The 18,058-nt window shown below is 63.8% G+C and carries 15 protein-coding genes and 1 pseudogene; 7 read left to right on the top strand and 9 right to left on the bottom strand.

Annotated features, from left to right (window positions below):
- Positions 1-235: 235 nt before the first annotated feature.
- Entirely contained in the window at positions 236-1,432 is a 1,197-nt protein-coding gene (locus tag AB0M22_RS21400; RefSeq protein WP_364729295.1) for a GAF domain-containing protein, read from the top strand.
- A 27-nt stretch (positions 1,433-1,459) separates the two neighbouring features.
- Here AB0M22_RS21400 and AB0M22_RS21395 read toward each other — a convergent pair whose 3' ends face one another.
- The 3 genes from AB0M22_RS21395 to AB0M22_RS21385 all read right to left on the bottom strand — a co-directional run bounded on the left by AB0M22_RS21395 (position 1,460) and on the right by AB0M22_RS21385 (position 4,347).
- On the bottom strand, positions 1,460-1,864 hold the full coding sequence (locus AB0M22_RS21395) for a universal stress protein (protein WP_364729292.1): 405 nt from the start codon (positions 1,862-1,864) through the stop codon (positions 1,460-1,462).
- 88 nt (positions 1,865-1,952) lie between these two features.
- Complete coding sequence (locus AB0M22_RS21390) at positions 1,953-2,990, bottom strand: hemolysin family protein (protein WP_364729289.1); 1,038 nt, start codon at positions 2,988-2,990, stop codon at positions 1,953-1,955.
- On the bottom strand, positions 2,983-4,347 hold the full coding sequence (locus tag AB0M22_RS21385; protein ID WP_364729286.1) for a hemolysin family protein: 1,365 nt from the start codon (positions 4,345-4,347) through the stop codon (positions 2,983-2,985). The genes AB0M22_RS21390 and AB0M22_RS21385 overlap by 8 nt, the downstream gene beginning before the upstream one ends.
- Before the next feature lie 849 nt (positions 4,348-5,196).
- On the opposite strand from AB0M22_RS21385, the gene AB0M22_RS21380 reads away from it, so the two are divergent.
- Together AB0M22_RS21380 and AB0M22_RS21375 are read left to right on the top strand one after the other, a co-directional pair.
- The gene (locus AB0M22_RS21380; protein WP_364729871.1) at positions 5,197-5,772 is read left to right on the top strand and encodes a TerD family protein; all 576 of its coding nucleotides are present in this window, start codon (positions 5,197-5,199) and stop codon (positions 5,770-5,772) included.
- A gap of 273 nt (positions 5,773-6,045) precedes the next feature.
- Positions 6,046-6,486, top strand: a pseudogene (locus AB0M22_RS21375) (SulP family inorganic anion transporter); the annotation flags it as partial.
- A gap of 181 nt (positions 6,487-6,667) precedes the next feature.
- Here AB0M22_RS21375 and AB0M22_RS21370 read toward each other — a convergent pair.
- Both AB0M22_RS21370 and AB0M22_RS21365 read right to left on the bottom strand, forming a co-directional pair.
- Positions 6,668-7,312 (bottom strand): hypothetical protein, encoded by a 645-nt coding sequence (locus AB0M22_RS21370; protein WP_364729283.1) that lies wholly within the window; start codon positions 7,310-7,312, stop codon positions 6,668-6,670.
- Positions 7,309-7,845, bottom strand: a complete 537-nt coding sequence (locus AB0M22_RS21365; protein ID WP_364729280.1) for a hypothetical protein — start codon at positions 7,843-7,845, stop codon at positions 7,309-7,311. The genes AB0M22_RS21370 and AB0M22_RS21365 overlap by 4 nt, the downstream gene beginning before the upstream one ends.
- Positions 7,846-8,484: 639 nt before the next feature.
- Here AB0M22_RS21365 and AB0M22_RS21360 point away from each other — a divergent pair.
- Positions 8,485-9,660 carry an alpha/beta hydrolase gene (locus AB0M22_RS21360; RefSeq protein WP_364729277.1) on the top strand — a complete coding sequence of 392 codons (1,176 nt, stop codon included), beginning with the start codon at positions 8,485-8,487 and terminating at the stop codon, positions 9,658-9,660.
- Between the two features lie 273 nt (positions 9,661-9,933).
- On the opposite strand, the gene AB0M22_RS21355 is transcribed toward AB0M22_RS21360, so the two are convergent.
- On the bottom strand, positions 9,934-10,353 hold the full coding sequence (locus tag AB0M22_RS21355; RefSeq protein WP_364729274.1) for a hypothetical protein: 420 nt from the start codon (positions 10,351-10,353) through the stop codon (positions 9,934-9,936).
- 246 nt (positions 10,354-10,599) lie between these two features.
- Between AB0M22_RS21355 and AB0M22_RS21350 the strand changes: the two genes are divergently transcribed.
- The 3 genes from AB0M22_RS21350 (at position 10,600) to AB0M22_RS21340 (ending at position 14,323) form a co-directional block, all read left to right on the top strand.
- Positions 10,600-11,142, top strand: coding sequence for a DUF4142 domain-containing protein (locus AB0M22_RS21350; protein ID WP_364729271.1), 543 nt, complete (start codon positions 10,600-10,602; stop codon positions 11,140-11,142).
- Between the two features lie 329 nt (positions 11,143-11,471).
- The gene (locus AB0M22_RS21345; RefSeq protein ID WP_364729267.1) at positions 11,472-12,569 is read left to right on the top strand and encodes a mechanosensitive ion channel domain-containing protein; all 1,098 of its coding nucleotides are present in this window, start codon (positions 11,472-11,474) and stop codon (positions 12,567-12,569) included.
- A 233-nt stretch (positions 12,570-12,802) separates the two neighbouring features.
- Positions 12,803-14,323 (top strand): SulP family inorganic anion transporter, encoded by a 1,521-nt coding sequence (locus AB0M22_RS21340; RefSeq protein ID WP_364729264.1) that lies wholly within the window; start codon positions 12,803-12,805, stop codon positions 14,321-14,323.
- 150 nt (positions 14,324-14,473) lie between these two features.
- Here AB0M22_RS21340 and AB0M22_RS21335 read toward each other — a convergent pair whose 3' ends face one another.
- The 3 genes from AB0M22_RS21335 to AB0M22_RS21325 form a co-directional block, all read right to left on the bottom strand.
- Entirely contained in the window at positions 14,474-14,998 is a 525-nt protein-coding gene (locus AB0M22_RS21335) for a hypothetical protein (protein WP_364729261.1), read from the bottom strand.
- Between the two features lie 43 nt (positions 14,999-15,041).
- Positions 15,042-15,410 carry a lipopolysaccharide assembly protein LapA domain-containing protein gene (locus AB0M22_RS21330; protein ID WP_364729258.1) on the bottom strand — a complete coding sequence of 123 codons (369 nt, stop codon included), beginning with the start codon at positions 15,408-15,410 and terminating at the stop codon, positions 15,042-15,044.
- 175 nt (positions 15,411-15,585) lie between these two features.
- Positions 15,586-17,046, bottom strand: a complete 1,461-nt coding sequence (locus tag AB0M22_RS21325) for a SulP family inorganic anion transporter (protein ID WP_364729256.1) — start codon at positions 17,044-17,046, stop codon at positions 15,586-15,588.
- Positions 17,047-18,058 lie beyond the last annotated feature (1,012 nt).

Here is an 18,058-nt window from a genome sequence, read left to right as displayed (position 1 = left end):
CGCTCATGTCTATTCCGATACACGCCATCACCACGGAGCTGGCTATCTGCCCGATCCCGCCCGCCACATATGCGTGCTCCCGATGCCTCTCCAAACGCTCCTCCGTGTCAGCGTGCTGCACCGCGATCGACAGCGCTAGCCCAATTCAGGTCTTAGCCCCTCCCACAGCCCCAGCATTCGAGGCTCCGACAACCAACCAGCGTTCGCGGAGAACGTCAATGTCAGGGGGTTCCCGATGACCACCGCCGACGACGCGAGGCTACCCTCGGACCGAAACCTACCGATCCATCGTTCACGTCGACTCGACCCCCTCCATGCGCCGCCATCATTCGGAGTCCAACACCGAAGAGCCCATGACTTCGCGGGTAAATCCAATCCCTCTCCTGCCGACATGCCGCGCCATAGATCCGATATACGCGACCAGCAACAGCGAAGCTCTATCAGCCGGCGACAATGGGTCGTAGTAGAAAAGCTCTCCGACAACGAACGTCCGTCAGTGATCATCGACGGTAGCTATCAACGACACTTCGCCAAACTCACCCGGGTCAGCCTAGCTACCAGCGCCGCAGTGGCCCGTCAGCTACAACCCGTCGTCGATCACTGTGCGATCAGTCGACAGTCCCAACTCGACACCGTGCAACTGCCTTCAGGATCCGTCCTACGAATCGTGGCGGTTCCGGTAATCGGACCCGGCGGCCGCACGTACGGAGTGGGGCTATGGACCGGGGCAAAGCACGAGGCGACACCCCCCATGCCACTCATCGGTGCCATCGAATGGACTGCTGAAACCGGCACTGCCAGAACATCTCCGATGCTCGAGCACCTGCTCGGCGTATCCGCGACGAAGCGAGTACCCGAACGCGTCCTTCCCGACCTGATGGCTTGTTTCGATCGTTGGGACGACCGGCTCAACTTCTTGGCACTGTTTGACAGTTCACGGTCCAGTGACAGCTGGATCGGTACTGCCACAACTAGATTCACCAACGAACGGCGACATCATCTGTACATCGCCGCTCGAACCGATCCGCAGCAAAGTCCCACTCGAACCATCCGTGGCATCGCATGCGATATCTCCAACTTCATGCCTGCCCCCGCAGCCGATCTCGGTTCCATGACTTGGCGCCATGTCCCCACCAAACCAGGTCATGCAGTCGGAATTGTCGATATCAACACCTGGCTCATCCACGAATGGATCACCGTCGATCACCCACTGTTGAATCCGTGGCTCCATCAGAACCCGGAGATACATCACGACGACACCGCCAGTCTCACCAGCGCCCGGAGCCAAGTCTTGGATGCTGGGCGGGCGACAAGTACATTCCGCATCCGATTCAGCGAGCAGTTGCACTGGATCCCCATTCGAGCTGAATGGACGCGCATGTCGAACGACGACCGCCCCCAAGCCTTGATGGACGCCTGCCCATGCCACTGACGAACGTGCCGCCACTCGCTGCATACATCAGCGCTGGCGGACGACGATCATCGGTACCTCGACCGAATGCAGCAAGGCATTTCTGGTGGAGCCGAGGACCGTGCTTCGGAATCCGCCGCGGCCGTGGCGGCCGACAACGACCAGTTGGGCATTGGCCGACTCATCCAGCAGTGAGCGAACCAGCCTGTCTGCCAACATGATTCGGCGTACCGCGCCATCGGGATAGCGCTCGGTGTGGCTGGCGAGGCTCTCGGCCAGGATGGCCCGGGCGGACTCCTGTGCGCCGCCCCAACAGCCGGCGGGCAGATCGAGTCCGCTGACGTCGCTCCACGCGTGTAACGCAGTCAGGCCGACTTTGCGCCATGATGCTTCCTCGAAGACCGCTGCTGAACTGCCATGGTTCTCGAGGGCAGAAGAGCGCAACGAGCGCACACCGGACCGGATTGTCCGCGCGGGCTCGACGTCCGGCGGGCTCGGCTACCGTGTTTGGAGGTGGCAGGCAAAATCGGCCGCCTCTGGCTCAGCGCACAGTCGTCACCGTCGATCCCGCTCTCCCAGAGGGGAGCAGCCGCTGTAGGACATCGGTGATGGTGAGCAGTCCGACCAGTTCGTCTGTGCCGGGAGTGATCACCAGGGCGAGATGATTACGAGCTTCGCGCATGGTGCGCAGCGCTTCATAGACGGGCACGCTGGTGCTCAGTCGCAGCACCGGCCGCATGAGCGCGGCGGCGGTGGTGCCGGAATCTGCCGCGAGGCTGTCGCGCACATGCACCACACCGCGCACGCCGTTCTCGTCGCGCACGAGTAGGCGCAGGTGCCCGGTAACGCGCGCGATCTGCTTGATGGCGTCGACGTCGGCGTCGAGGGTGACGGAGCTCGGGTCGGTGTTGGGGTGCACGAGGTCGCCGACGGTGAGCTGTTCCAATTCCAGTGCGCTGGTGAGGTTTCCGTGATAGCGCTCGTCGAGGGTGCCGACGGTCGCGGAGTGCTCGACGAGATGGCGCAGTGCCGCAGAGTCTTGCCCGGCGTCGACCTCGTCGACCGGGTTCACCCCGACTTTGCGCAGGAACCAGTTGGCGGCGTTGTTCAGCGCGACCAGCAATGGCCGAGTCGACCACATGAAGCCGCGCATCGGGATCGCCAGCATGGTGGCCGACCGTTCCGGATGTGCGATGGCCCACGACTTGGGCGCCATCTCTCCGACCACCAGATGCAGGAACGTCACGATGATCAACGCCAGCACGAATCCGGCGATATCGGCGCCCAGCAGCGGAACACCCCAATGTTCGAACCACGGCGTCAACCATTGGTGCACAGCAGGTTTGGTGACCGCACCCAATGCCAGGGTGCAGACGGTGATGCCCAGTTGAGAACCGGCCAGCAGTACCGGTAGCTCGGCGGAGCTGCGCAGTGCCGCGCGTGCTGCCCGGCTGGTGACCGCGACGTCTTCGAGGCGGTGCCGGCGCGCGGCGATGAGCGCGAATTCCACCGCGACGAAGAAGGCGCTCGCCGCGATCAACGCGATCGTCACCGCGATCACTACTAGTGCGTTACTCATCGGCGCCGCCTTCCGGCGCGGAATGCACCCGCAGCGCAACGATCGACGGCACGTGCTTGTCGACCGCTCTGACTTCCGCGATCAGTGTGCGCACGTTCCGTGGAGCATCGATGAGGAAGTCGGACCCGATGGGTGGCAACCGGATCTGCACCTGATCCCCCACGGCAGGCAAGCCGCCGAATACTGCGATGACCAGGCCGGCGATCGTTTCGTAGTCCCCGGCGGAGACGTTCTGGTCGAGCAGTCGTTCGACCTCGTCGACATGCAGATCACCAGGGACCACCCAGCCATCGTCTTCGGCGACGACCCCGTCGGTCAGATCGGTGTCGTGTTCGTCGGCGATCTCCCCGACCAGCTCTTCGGCGATGTCCTCGATCGTGACGATGCCGGCGAAGCCGCCGTACTCGTCGACGACCAGCGCCATCTCCGACTTCGCGGCACCGAGGCACGCCACAACCTCGGGCAGCGGCAACGACTCGGGGACCAGCACCGCCGGGCGTAACCGCAGCTCCACGCTGCCGTCGGCGGGGCCGATCAGCAGGTCGTGCAAATTGATGATCCCCCGCAGGTCGTCGCTGGAGGTGCCGACTACGGGATAGCGGGTGTGCCCAGAACCCATGCGCGCCAATACTTCTTCGATCGGGTCGTCCACGTGCACGAGGTCGACGTGGGCGCGGGGAATCATCGCGTGTTCCGCGGTCGCGGTCGGGAAGTCGAGAATGCGATCCAGCAAGGTCGACAGCTCGCGCGGCAATTCGCCGGTGTCGCGGGAGGCGGCCACGATGTGCTCGAGGTCGCGCGGGGTCGCCGAGTGTTCGACATCGTGGACCGGCTCGATCCGCAACGCCCGTAACAGCAGGTTCGAGGATTGGTCGAACAGCCAGATCAGCCAGCCGAACACCCGTAGATACACCGTGGTCGACGACGCCAACCAGCGGGCCACCGGCTCCGGCCGGGCGATCGCCAGGTTCTTCGGGAACAACTCACCGAAGAGCATCTGCACGACGGTCGACAGCGCGATCGCCAGCACCGTGCCGACAGCGATACCGACAGCGGGAGGGATCCCGATCCCGCCGAGTAGCTCCCCGAGACCTTTCCCGACCAGTGGCTCGGCGACGTAGCCGACCAGCAGACCGGTCACCGTGATGCCCAGCTGGGCGCCCGACAGCATGAACGACGTGCGTCGAGTGACGGCCAATGCTCGGCTCGCGGCGTGATCGCCTGATTCGGCACGAGATTTGAGGCGAGAGCGATCCACCGCCATGAATGCGAATTCCTGGGCGACGAAGTACCCGGTCACCGCGGTGATGAGCAGAATCACAGCGACACCGAGCACAACGCTCAGCACGGTCACCACGGCGAACTCCGATGGCTAGATCGCGGAGGTTGATCATCCTGGGGTCGGCCGGGTTTTCGATGTTTGCGCGATGCGCGTCTCATGAGCTCACTTCGATAGTCGACAAATCTAGGACCGAGAATAGGACAATGCGGGCCGCCCGGCATCAAGCGGCACTCGGCTGATGAACACAGCCGCGAGGGCGACCATACGACCGATCTCCGGCCGGCAGTGTTGCCCGGAGGAGATGAACACGACTGAGCAGGCTGATCCGATGCTCGCTGCATTCATGCCGCGTATGCTCGCTGAGCATCGGTGTTGTGTCGCTCAGACAGCAAACCATGCTCTGCCATGGGAGGCTGGACAGTTGCCATGAGGTCGGTACGGGTAGTGGATGAGCAGTAGCGGCAGGGGGCGACGATGGTCGAGGCGAACTACACCTCGGATCGCCTCGAGGCCGACGCGATCGCGGCGCGGCTGCGTGCGGCGGTAGCGGCGGCCAACGCAATGTCAGCGCGTGCCGTATCCGATGCTCGCACAGTGGGATTGCCCTTGACCAGAGACCTCATCGAGCTCATCGAGCTACGGCGCCGCGTACTCGCCATCGCTGATCAACTCGATCCCGGTCACGCGGTTACCGCCTCCGGGCCGAACGTTCCGGATAGCGCAGCTCAGGCCAAACCACCTGGTGCGCAGGCACTCCACATCGGCCCGGTGCTCATCGACAGGCTCGACCGGATCGAACCGTTCCCGTCCACGACCGCTGAGAACCCGCGCGACGCCAGCACATCCAGACGGCTACGCTCGAATTCGGCGGCCGATTCGGGCCGGTGGCAGAAACGGTTTCACCAGCAGAAGGAAGGTTTGCTCATGGGCGTCACGCTGGCCAAGGGCGGCAACGTATCACTGTCGAAGCAAGCACCGAACCTGACCGCGGTAGCGGTGGGTTTGGGTTGGGATGTGCGTTCGACCACCGGCACCGATTTCGACCTCGACGCCAGCGCGCTGGCGACAGGGCAGGATCGGAAAGTGTTGTCCGACGGCCATTTCGTGTTCTACAACAACTTGCGCTCACCGGAAGGCAGTATCGAACACACCGGGGACAACCTGACCGGTGAAGGCGAGGGTGATGACGAGGTGATCAATGTTGATCTCTCCGCCACACCGCCGACGATCACCAATATCTTCTTCCCCGTGTCGATTCACGACGCCGAAGCGCGGCAGCAGTCCTTCGGGCAAGTACGCAACGCCTTCATCCGCGTTGTCGATCGCGCGACCGGCGCGGAATTGGCCCGCTACGACCTGACCGAGGACGCCTCCAGCGAGACCGCGATGGTCTTCGGCGAACTCTACCGCCACGGTGCGGAGTGGAAGTTCCGTGCCATCGGCCAGGGTTACGCGTCGGGGCTGGCCGGCATCGCCCGCGACTATGGCGTCAACATCTGATCCGCAATCATCCCTACGCACTACCGAAGATCTCGACGGCCCAGCAAGTGAGATCTGGAACACCTATCGTCGCGCGGCCTTGCAAACCCACCCGTACGGGAGAGTAGGGTTTTCCCCGCTGAGCGTTAGCTGAAGTTCCTCACCAGAAGCGTGGCCGGTGACATCCAGTGTCCGCTAGCCGCCGTCTACGGCCGCTCAGTTCCCCGGACTCGTTCCTTGACGCGCTGTCGTAGCTCGACTGCGTGTCCAGCATCGGCGCTTCGGAGTCCACGGTTGCCGTCGAGCCTGCCGACTCTGCTGATCCCGCACGTGCCGTTCACGCTGCACACGCTCGGGATCATCGCTCCGTACGCGCTGGCGATGGCGCTGGTCGGGCTGCTGGAATCGTTGATGACCGCCAAGCTTGTCGACGACATCACCGACAGCCATTCCGACAAGACCCGCGAAGGCTGGGGCCAAGGTGTGGCCAACATTGTGACCGGATTCTTCGGCGGCATGGGTGGCTGCGCGATGATCGGCCAGACCATGATCAACGTCAAAGCCTCCGGCGCACGCACCCGGATCTCGACGTTCCTGGCCGGTGTGTTCCTGCTGATCCTGGTCGTCGGCCTCGGCGACGTGGTCGCCTTGATCCCGATGGCCGCCCTGGTCGCAGTCATGATCATGGTGTCGGTCGGCACCTTCGACTGGCACCCGATCTCCCAGCCCTCGACATCACACGCAGCCGCGCAAGGCCGCACCGGTCCCTCACGCCGACCTGCGGCGGCACAGGCCCACCGTACATCGGCAATACGGACGTTCGTAGAGCCGACCAAGGAGCGTGTTGCCCACGTCAACTCGGATTGCCATCCGGTTGCTGAGCACCTATCCCCGCAGGAACGTACCCGAGCCGGGACTACATGAAGGCATCGATGCCACCTGCGAGCGCGCGGGCCAGTGCCAGTGCATTCGATTCGACGTCCGACTCCTGTTGCGGGGACGGGCTTTGCAGGTAGCTACGGTTCAGTCGAACATGCAGCACCGCGTTGCCGACACGGAAGTCCACTTCCGCGCTGGCATCGGTGTCCGTGATCTCCTTCGAGGTATACGCGTCGTCGCCGAGGCCTCCGACGATCTTGGCTGATTTGGCATGTTCATCGCGGTAACTCGTGAAGCTTCGCTTCGTGTCTTCCACGGCATCACTGCCACTCCAGGTATCTGCGTACGTCACCGTGATCGTGACGAATACGGTGTTGACTCGCGGATCGGTACCGCCAGCAGTGTGCTGTCCGTCTGTGGTGTAGGCGCCGTAGCAGGTCAACACCTTGGCGGACGCGTGTTCAGGCCGCTCACTCCGAAACTCGACTTTCGGGTCGTAAAGGTTGCCCGCAAAACTCGACACCGCAGTCTTACCGGCGTCCTGGACCGGGACACAATCCGCGGGCGGGCTGCTGAACGGCGGCGCCGGTTTCTCCGATGTCGTTGTCCCACAACCTACGACAGCCAGACAGCACGCCGATGCCGTGACGAGCGCTCGCGACCAGACCCTCTCGCGCATCACGACGGCGCCCCCCAACCGGGGCCACCATCGACGATGGTGTTGCTCTCCGGCTCACCCGACTGGAGGGTGCCGTTCGGGTATGGGGGGCCGAGGCTGCCCGCGCCGCCGGTGATGGTGATGGTGTCCGATCCTGGCCCGCCCTCGACGGTGCCGGAGTTGCCCGGTACACCGTCGGAGTTGCAGGTGTTGGGGCTCCCGCCCCAAATGACGATCTCGTCGTTGCCAGGTCCACCCAGGATTCTGCCCTTGTTTCCGATGCTGGTGATGTTGCGGTTGGAGCGGTTGCCTCCGACATATATCTTGTCATCGCCGCCACGTCCGTCGACGGTCGTGGAGTAGTCCAGTCCGGCCAGGCAGGTGATCTCGTCGGGACCGTCGGTCCCGACGATCGACTCGCTCTGTTGCTGCACCCCGTTGACGGTGCAATTGGCCGTCGCGGCGTGCGCGGGAGCGGCCACCGCGACGATCACTCCGGCGAGCAGGATCATGACCGCCGCCCACTGTCCGCCGCGAACCCTGACACCAGAAACCATGACCGATCGGTCCTTTCATCAAAGTCATCGACACCACCCCACGGCAGATCAACTGGAATCGGCCTGGCGGCCGAAGGGTGTGTGAGAGAGCAGTTTCCAGCGCGCGGATCTTTCAGTGCTCGACCAGCACAATGCTCACCGGTCGGCGACTCGATGGCCGACTCCTCGTATAGATCACTCTTCGATCGAGAACTTCCCGATCAGCACCCACTTACTGTCGGCCAACCCGATGTAGACATGCGACAAACGCGGGCCCCGCGGCTAGTCCGCTGGTCCGCCGCTGTCGCACGGACGCTCATTCCATGTCCGATCATGTCCTGGAACGCGCATCATTCCGGTGCCGACCTCCGGAATGCCCTGTACCAGAAGCGGTTCCAGACGAGCGTGGTCGCTGAACCGCTCGACATGACGAAGGCTCGAGATCGCGGCGGCGACCGGAGCGGTGACAGCCGGGTCGCGTCCAATCGGCGGCAGTCCGCCACATCCAGAAGGGCGGAGGCGTCGTAGACGTGCTACCACGAAACCGAGAGTTCAATCCAGTGAACCGAAGAAGGAACGTCCCGGCGGCACGACAGTGTTTCTGCGCGACCGATCGCGGGCACTACATAAACAGAGTGTTCTCCCGACGAACGGACCACGGTGCGTCATCCATCCACGGTCGCGGACCATGACGAGCGTCGCCGCACAGCGCGCCTGCGCGAAACACGGCCGGGCCGCCAGTGGAAAACGTTGCGGCGCACCCGACTGCTGCTGCTGCGCCTGGCGCTGATTCCCACGGTCGTCGCGGTACTGTTCGCGCAATACTGGACGCACGACATCGTTCCCGAACAAGTCAGGCTGTCCCGCACCAGGCCAGCAGTGCTGCAGATAGCCGATCCAGCAACTCCGCAGCTCGCCGACACCGCCGTCTTCGACCTCACCGGACTTGGCACGCTCGATGCCAGCGACACCGCGCGGGCCTTACCCGCGCTCACCCACCTGGGCTCGGTCTGGGCGGTGCGCTACGACAACAGCGGTATCGACACCGAGGTGATCAGCGATCTGATCGTCGACGCGAGCACAGCGGCTGACATCGACAACATCGTGCTGGTCGGTCACAGCATGGGCGGTGTGATCGCACTCGAGATCGCCAAGCACATCTACACCGGCAGTCACAAGACACTGCGGGCCGTGATTCTCGATTGCACCCCGCTCGATCTGAACGCGGTCCGCCGCGAAAGCCGCGATCAGGCCGAAGAGTTGCTGCGGTGGGCAGGTTGGCTACCCGGCGCTCGGGAAAGCCGGACGCTGCGGCTGTCCGTCGAAATGTATGCGCGCCGTACCGAATTCATCGACTACAGCAGCGTGCCGCCCGGCATCCGGACCGCTCGCTTCTTCTCGGCGCTGGACTGGGTGCTACGCCGAAAGATCCTCAGCCCCGATGCCGCGAGCAACGATCTGATCGAAGCCCAATTCAAGACCATCGTTGCCGGCGGCGCGGCTTCCGATCTGCGGGCGCTTGCCAAACGTCGCCCCGGCACGACCCGCCCGGCAATCGTATTCATCCGCCCCCACAATCCGGCCCGCGACCCGGTCGTCGACGACACCTACAGCCATGACGTCCTCATCGACCTCGTCGGTGGTATCCACGGCACCCTGCTCGTCGTACTCACCCGCCACACCGGTCACGCCGACCCTCGTCGGCACCCTGCCGAATACAACGCGGTCATCGAGCAGCAGATCGTGCCGTTCATCCGCTTGGTCGGCCGCGAGGAGCGCGCGGAACTGGCCGCCGCAGTCCGGCAGCCGCCCAATGGTCGACCGCCTGCGAAATAGTGAATCACCCGCTGTGCGTGCTGAATCCCCGCCGGACCGCGATGTTTCATCGTCCGCTGCCGGTGGCAGGGCCGAAACTGCAACGGGTCGAGCAGACGGCCGCCAGTGCGGGCGTCGGCCGAGCCTGCGCGCGGGCCTTCGCCGCGCGGTGATCGGGTCGCCCTGTGCGCCCGCGGCGAGCAAGGGCTGCCCCATGCCTGCCGGAAATCACCGAACGCGTGTCCTTCGGGCCATTCGACGAGGTATGGCGGCAGATCCGCCGGACGCGCCGATTCACTTACGGTCTTGGCGGTGTCCGATTTCCTTGCTACGAGCGATGACGTCGGTCACCAGCTGGGGGGTCGGGCTGCAATCGTCGGTCGTGATGCGCTTCGCGCTGCCATCGCTGTAGCCGGCGGTCACGGTGTAAACGTAAGCGTCGGAGCAATCGCCGGGTCCGGTGTAGCTGTCTGCCAACGCCCGGAATGCCTCGCTGCCGACCGTGTCGAACAACTCGCTGCGGCGCTGAGGTTCGACCGTGCCATCGACGACGTACCGCACGTCAGCTCCGGCGAAGCCGCCGGTTTGGTACACCTCGATGCTGGTTGTCCTCGAAATGCCTGTCCCGGAACCGGTCTCGCCGATGTTGCGGCAGGCTGCGGACACGAGAGCCAACGCGCCGAACGCGGCAACGCACAGAACGAGCAGCCGCACGCGACCGAGGAGGTGGAGCCGACATTCGCCCATAGCTGGAGAGTATCGCCGCAAGCGCCAAGGGACAACGCTGCGGGAGCTTCCCCAGTTGATGGCGACGAACAATGAAACACATTGATGTAGAAGATTTTTCGATCTTGACACCGCGACCCCGATGCCGCACGACATCGATCGTCGCCAATTGTGGATAATCGGCCCGGAAGGGGGCATCTCGGCCATAGGTACGCCGAAATGAGGAGTAAGGCAATGCATTCAGTATGTCGAATCGTCTTGATCGCGGTCACCATCACCGCACTGGAGTTCAGCGCCGCGGCGCACGGATCTGCCGAACCGCCGGATCCAGTCGTCTCAGTACAGCCGTCCCCCCAGGACAGCACCTACCTGATCGTGTCGCATCAAGCGAACCTGGCCGAGATCATCTCCGGCACGCAGGCGGCCAGGGAGGGCACTTGCGCGCTGGTGCGTACGCTCGGCGTGCAGCTCGTAGCCGACCATACCCGCCTCGACGCCATGGGCGTCGCGGTCGCGATACCGAATCTCGTGCCACTTCCGTTGCGGCCCAATCCGGACCAGGCTCAGCAAATTTGGGACACCGGCCTCAGGATCGGTCGCGATTTCGATATGACGTGGTTGCGCATGCAGGAGGACTTCCACCGCCAGTCCTTGCAGGCCGGAGCCCGGCAACTCCGATTCGGCACCGTCGAGGCGGTCACCGCGCTCGCGCGTAACGCGGAGCCCACGATCGACCATCATCTGACGCTGGTCCGCGAGGCTCTCGAGCACTGCTGATCTTCCGTAACACACAGACGGCGTGTAAATCGTAACCAGCGACCCCAAGACCGCAGAAGAGCTGGTCCGCAAGAAGAAGCAGAGCCAGACTTCCCCTCACCGACCTGTCGGCGCTAGAAGTCGACCATCCCGATCTCGATCGGCGGCGGCTTGTTCTTGTGCTTCCGTCGCCGGCCGAAGTCTGACCCCTGCCGATCCTGCCGCACATTGTCATGCCTTGCCCGTGGGTGACGGTGCATCCGGCTCAGCACGCCGCCACACGTTCCGTTATCGAAATGTAGCCTGGCGCCAGACATCGAGCGGACCACAACGCGAGGGAGTTCCACACTGTGGAGGATGTACTACGCCCCCTGATCGTCCTCGGCGGTACCGTCGTCGCGACCGTTTTGGCCGGGTTGTTGATCGACCGCATCCTTCGATACAGCTCGGACAGACATCCGGCGACCCGGTTGCCGGGCCTGTTGCGACGGGTCCAACTGCCGCTGCAGGTGCTGCTGGGTTCCGCGGCGTTACACGGGACGTTTCCCTTGGCGGAGTTGGACTTCGAGCAGGATCGGGTGATCCGGAATCTGCTCGCGGCGGTGGCCATCATGTCCGCGGCCTGGCTGGCTATCCGGGCCGCGGACGCGATGGCCGAGAATACGCTGCAGAACTACGCCGACCGGGCCGCGGACATCGCCAGAGTTCGTCAGTTGAATACGCAACTGGCCCTTGTCCGCCGGATCGTGACCGCGATCCTGGCCTTGACCACAACCGCAGTGGCGATCTTGCTGCTCTTCCCTGATCTGCGCACCTTGGGTACGTCGCTGCTTGCCTCGGCCGGCGTCATCGGCGTCATCGCCGGTGTCGCCGCACAATCGACGCTGGGAAATCTGATGGCGGGCTTGCAGATCGCGTTCGGCGACTCGGTGAAGATCGGTGACACGGTTGTGGTCGAGGGCGAATGGGGCACCGTCGAGGAGATCACGCTGGCGTTCCTCACCGTTCGGATCTGGGACGATCGTCGACTGACCATGCCGGTTTCCTACTTCAACAGCAAGCCTTACGAGAACTGGTCCAAGGGCGGACCGCAGATCACCGGCACCGTATTCCTGCATCTCGACCACAGCACGCCGGTCTCGACGCTGCGCGAGCACCTGCGCGACTACCTGCGCGAATGCCCCGAATGGGATCATCGCAATTGGAATCTTCTGGTCACCGACAGCACTCCGACCAACATCGTCGTGCGTGCCTCGATGTCGGCTCGCAACGCCGACGACGTGTGGACCCTGCGCTGTGCGGTACGCGAGGAACTCGTCGATTGGCTCGGCCGCAATCATCCCTACGCGCTACCGAAGATCCCGACGGGCGCAGCACCGGGCGCCGAACTCCTGGTGCCGGCAATGTCCGCAGCGGCGGGCGGATATCGGCGTACCGGCGATACCTGACAGGCCTGTGAGATTTGGAACACCTGCCGATGCTCGCCCTTGCGAATCTACCCGTACGGGAGGGTAGGGTTTCCCTCGCTGAGCGTTAGCTGAAGTTCGTCGCTAGGCAGCGTGGCCGGTGACATCCCAGTGTCCGCTAGCCGCCTTCGACGGCCGCTCAGGTCCCTGAACTCACTCCTTGACGCGCTGTCGTGACTCGACAGCGTGGATAGGACCGATGATTGGAGCCGGCGATGGGCACATCTGCGCCTGTCTCAGCAAGTACCGAAGGGTCGGTACTGTCGGCGCTGCGGAGCCCGAAATTGCTGCGCACCGAGGTGCTCGCTGGTCTGGTGGTGGCGTTGGCGTTGATTCCGGAGGCGATTTCATTCTCCATCATCGCCGGCGTCGATCCACGGGTGGGTTTGTTCGCCTCCTTCACGATGGCGGTGACGATCGCGTTCACCGGTGGCCGCCGGGCGATGATTTCGGCGGCGACCGGAGCGGTCGCGTTGGTCATCGCTCCGCTGGTGCGCGAGCACGGGCTGGACTACTTGATCGCCACGGTCATCCTGGCCGGGGTGATCCAGATCACGCTCAGCCTGATCGGAGTGGCCAAGCTGATGCGGTTCGTGCCGCGCAGCGTGATGGTCGGGTTCGTCAACGCGCTGGCCATTCTGATCTTCAGCGCGCAGGTACCGCATCTGGTGGGCGTGCCGTGGCTGGTCTATCCGATGGTCGCGGTCGCGCTGCTGATCATCGTGCTGCTCCCCAAGCTCACCACCATGGTCCCGGCGCCGCTGGTGGCGATCGTGTTACTCACGGCCGTGACCGCGGCGTTCGTCCTGAAGGTGCCCGACGTCGGTGACGAGGGCGAGTTGCCGTCGAGCCTGCCGACTCTGCTGATCCCGCACGTGCCGTTCACGCTGCACACGCTCGGGATCATCGCTCCGTACGCGCTGGCGATGGCGCTGGTCGGGCTGCTGGAATCGTTGATGACCGCCAAGCTTGTCGACGACATCACCGACAGCCATTCCGACAAGACCCGCGAAGGCTGGGGCCAAGGTGTGGCCAACATTGTGACCGGATTCTTCGGCGGCATGGGTGGCTGCGCGATGATCGGCCAGACCATGATCAACGTCAAAGCCTCCGGCGCACGCACCCGGATCTCGACGTTCCTGGCCGGTGTGTTCCTGCTGATCCTGGTCGTCGGCCTCGGCGACGTGGTCGCCTTGATCCCGATGGCCGCCCTGGTCGCAGTCATGATCATGGTGTCGGTCGGCACCTTCGACTGGCACTCGATCTCGCCGAAGACATTGCGCCGCATGCCGATCGCCGAAACCACCGTCATGCTGGTAACGGTCGCGGTCACTGTCGCCACCCACAATCTCGCCTACGGGGTGATCATCGGCGTACTCACCGCGCTGGTGCTGTTCGCCCACCGAGTCGCCCACCTCACCGAAGTGGACAAAATCGGCGACGCCGATACCGACCGTGACGGCAATATCGACACCCGCGTGTATCAGGTGCGTGGCGAGCTGTTTTTCGCCTCGAGCAACGACCTGATCTACCAGTTCGACTACGCCGGAGATCCGGACACCGTGATCATCGACATGTCCGAGGCCCATATCTGGGATGCATCCACCGTTGCCACGTTGGATGCGATCACCAACAAGTACGCGGCCAAGGGCAAGCGGGTGGAGATTATCGGACTCAACGAAAACTCCGAAGAGCGCCACGGTCGGCTCAGCGGGCACCTCGTCGCTGCGCATTGATGACAAGCGTGCAAGAACCCCTCCGCCGACGGACCGAGCTGTCGATCAGACGATTCGGCATTGTGACGATGCCGGCCTGGACGCCCCCGTCGGCGTCAGCCATCACCGCATCGAGTTCGGTCGCATAGCCTGCTCGGAACGCGCCATTTCTCACCCTCTGGCGTGCTGTGCGATGTCCCAGGTGCGGCGCGCATCGATGTGCCCGAGGGTGGTCACGCCGACGACGGTCAGACCGATAACGATGTCGTTGACGGTGGCGGGGATGGCTTCCTCGGCGGTTCCGTAGTGGAACAGCAGCGGAGACACGACGATCCAAGTGCCGAGCAGCAGGCCGAGCGTGGTAGCGGTGTTTAGCCGGATGGGTCGGCTGAGCCGGACGAGGCCGAGCACTGCGATGGCGCCACCGACGAGAGCTTCGTTCCAACCTGCGGCAAACCAGCCCGCGCCGGCCGGGTGCGACCACAGCAGCGGGGTGATCGCGAGCCAGGTCCCGAAAAGCAGAGTGATCGTGGAGACCAGCCCGGGGATCTGGGGACCGGTGACGCGTTGGTGCCATCGGCTGTTCTGGTCGACGGTCTCGTCGGAGCCCAGTAGCAGGCGTTCGGCGATGCTGCGGTGGCCGCGGGCATCGATACGGGGCAGTTCGCCGGTAGGGTGACTTGCGGTGGTCATCATCGGTTCTCTCCGATTCATCTGCGGCTGGACCATGGCTCGTGGGCTATTCCGTTGCGCGCGTGGACTTTTCGCCCGCGCCCGCGCGCTGATGGCGTAGCTGCCAGATACGGGCGCCGCCCGCCGAGGCCATCACCAATACACCGCCGACGATGGCGAACAGCAACGCCACCCCCAGAGGCATGGTGAAACTCCATGGCAGGAACGCGATCTCGGTTGAGCCGGTGTTCTGCAGGATGAAGATCAGCAACACGATGACCAGGACCGCGCCGACGGCGATCTCCACCCACGCCCGCGCGGTCCATGCTTTCGCGCGCCCACGCCACGCCACCGACGTCTGTTTTGTGTCGAGATGCCCACGCCGGAAGGACTGTTTTCCCGGCGTACTCGATACCGGCGGATGGTCGGCGCTCATAGCGCCCTCCTCGATTGAGCCCCGTAACCAGTCGGCCGAGGCAAATAGCTGACCGACTCCACCCCAGGTGATCGGAGTGGCGAACGCGAATCAGCTCGATACTCGAAGGGTTCCCGCACAGGCCGACCCCAAACAATCGAAGTTCGGCGGGCCAACCGAACAGCCCTGTGGTCCGTTACCGCGATTCCACCGCGGCCACCAACCTGGCTTGCTGCTCCGCACTCGCGAGATCGGACAACCTGTTCTCGATGTGCGGTGGCAGGTCGGTGATGGTGAGCTCGACGCCGTCCCGGTCCGAATGATCAATGAATGTCAGCAGGGCCTTCGCTCCCGACATGTCCAGGTAGCTGACGTTGGCCAAAGACAGTGAAAGTTCAGGCTTGTCCGCACGAAGTGTCGTGAACACAGCGTCGGTGGACAGGAAGGACAGCGGGCCGTGAATCTGATAGGCGGTGTCGTCCTTGACGATCGAGGCCGTCCGGCGGCGGGACTGCACGAGGTGAACTGCAAAGGAGAGCAGCACCCCGACGGCGACCGCGACGGTCAGATCGATGACCACCGTGATGGCCATCGTCGCGAACAACACCACGACATCGCCTTTCGGGGAAACGTGCGCCTTCTTCATCGTGTCCCAGTCGAACATGCCGAACGCGGTGACGATCAGGATGCCCGACAGCACCGCGAGCGGAATGTATTGGACGACGACGCCGAGTCCGGCGACGAAAACCAACAGCACAACACTGTGGGTCGCAGCCGAAAACGCGGTGCGCCCACCGCTTTTGATGTTCACCACTGATCTGACGGTCGCTCCCGCGCTGGCCAGGCCACCGAACAAACCACTGGCGATGTTGCCGATGCCCTGGCCGACGAGTTCCCGGTTGCTGCGGTGTCGCGTTCCGGTGATGTTGTCCATCACGACCGAAGTCAGCAGTGAGTCGATTGAACCGAGCAGCGCGATACTCAACGCGGGCAGCAGCAAACCGAGAATCGACGAACCGCTGAGATCCGGAGTATTGATGGTCGGGACGGCCTCCGGAATCTTGCCGATGTAGTCGACCGCCGTGTTGAGCGGCACCGGGCCTACGGTGACATTCCCGAGCCAGTCCGCGGCGAGCGGCAGCAGCGCGGTGACGGCAACCAGCACGATCAGACTGGCGGGAACGGACCTGATCAGCCTTGTCGATACCAGCATCAGCACGATGGTGACCGCGACCAGCAGGAAGCTTTTCTGCGCTTGATCGAGTTCGCCGAGAATGATGATCAGCGCGATACCGCCCATGAAGCCGGACACCACCGGGTGCGGGATGTAGCGGATGAGCGACCCGAGCCTGCACAGCCCGAACAGGATCTGGAACCCGCCTGCCAGGATGAACGCGACGAACGCGGCTTCGAGTCCGTGCGCGGCGATCACGCCGGTGGCGACGACGGTGATCGGCCCGGTAGGGCCGGTCACCTGCCCCGGCGTACCACCGAACACCGCCGCGAAGAACCCGGCGAAGATGGCGCCGTACAAGCCGACCAACGCCCCCTCGGGCGTGCCGGTCGCCGTGATGCCGAACGCGATGGCCAACGGAAGCGCGACGATCGCCACGGTCAATCCGGACACTGCCTCTGCGGCGAATCGCTGCAGCCCCATTCAAGCACCTCATCCCACTGGCCGATCGAAAACCCGGCCCTGAGCGGGCCATGCTGCCGACCAGACTTCCCGGCGCTCCTCCTGTAAAGATGCCGTAAAGAATCAGCAAAGGCAACCCCATAGATACCCGTTGGGGACACGGGACGACCGCACCCGTCGCCGACTCGTGCGGCCCGGACGCACAGCGACGTTCACGCAAGTCGGTTGCCGCGCAAGCATTATCGGCATTTCGAGTTGCGGTGGACAAACATTTACGGCATCCTTACGAGTAGGAGCGCCGGGAAGTCTGGTCGGCAGCATTCGAGCCAAACGTGGTTCGAGTGTCGGTTTGGCGAGGGGATTCATGATGCTTCTACCGGGGTGTTTTCGCGGCGATGTCCGCAGGATCGAACAAACAGTCAACGCGGCGAACTTCGCACGCGCCCCGATCCCGGGGTGCGGGTAGCGACTTCGCTGCGGCATGGATGAATTCTTTGCCGCGACACTGACTTTTCCCACCGTACTTTTCACTTTCGCACTGCTCGTCGTCATCGGGTATTGGTTGCTCGTGCCCGTCGGCAGTGTCGGTCTTGATCTGCTCGGTGGTGAATTCGACGCCGAATCCGGAGTAATGCCAACGGGTTTCGACACGCTCGGGTTGAGCGGCGTGCCGGTGACCGTGGCCGTAACCGGTGTAGTTTCGTTATCTTGGTTCGCCAGTTCGGCGGGCACAGTGGCGATCGACGCCGCCGGTCTCGGCGGTGTCGCGGTAATTGTCACCGGAATTGCACTGCCGCCGGTCGCTATGATGCTCGCGATAGCTGGAACTCGGGCCGCGATCCGTTCGTTGCGCGCGCTATTTCGCGGTGCCGCGCAGCCGTCGCATTCGAGCTTCATCGGCCATATCTGCGTTATTCGCACCGGACGAGTCGATGCCGAATTCGGCCAGGCCGAACTCACGTCCGCCGACGGTTCGTCGGCGATCATCCAAGTCCGGGAGAGCGCGCAGTACGGCGCGACAACTCCCCTGACA

The organism is Nocardia sp. NPDC051756 (assembly GCF_040681495.1).
In the GTDB taxonomy this organism is placed as follows: Bacteria; Actinomycetota; Actinomycetes; order Mycobacteriales; family Mycobacteriaceae; genus Nocardia.
Note: the sequence above shows the minus strand (reverse complement) of the source record. Positions and strands in the feature narration are given on the sequence as shown.

Excerpts from the sequence above, each read along its gene's own strand:
- AB0M22_RS21350 (WP_364729271.1), top strand. The coding sequence starts at position 10,600 with ATGCATTCAGTATGTCGAATCGTCTTGATCGCGGTCACCATCACCGCA.
- AB0M22_RS21330 (WP_364729258.1), bottom strand. The coding sequence starts at position 15,410 with ATGAGCGCCGACCATCCGCCGGTATCGAGTACGCCGGGAAAACAGTCC.
- AB0M22_RS21365 (WP_364729280.1), bottom strand. The coding sequence starts at position 7,845 with ATGGTTTCTGGTGTCAGGGTTCGCGGCGGACAGTGGGCGGCGGTCATG.
- AB0M22_RS21400 (WP_364729295.1), top strand. The coding sequence starts at position 236 with ATGACCACCGCCGACGACGCGAGGCTACCCTCGGACCGAAACCTACCG.
- AB0M22_RS21340 (WP_364729264.1), top strand. The coding sequence starts at position 12,803 with ATGGGCACATCTGCGCCTGTCTCAGCAAGTACCGAAGGGTCGGTACTG.
- AB0M22_RS21390 (WP_364729289.1), bottom strand. The coding sequence starts at position 2,990 with ATGAGTAACGCACTAGTAGTGATCGCGGTGACGATCGCGTTGATCGCG.
- AB0M22_RS21380 (WP_364729871.1), top strand. The coding sequence starts at position 5,197 with ATGGGCGTCACGCTGGCCAAGGGCGGCAACGTATCACTGTCGAAGCAA.
- AB0M22_RS21335 (WP_364729261.1), bottom strand. The coding sequence starts at position 14,998 with ATGATGACCACCGCAAGTCACCCTACCGGCGAACTGCCCCGTATCGAT.
- AB0M22_RS21325 (WP_364729256.1), bottom strand. The coding sequence starts at position 17,046 with ATGGGGCTGCAGCGATTCGCCGCAGAGGCAGTGTCCGGATTGACCGTG.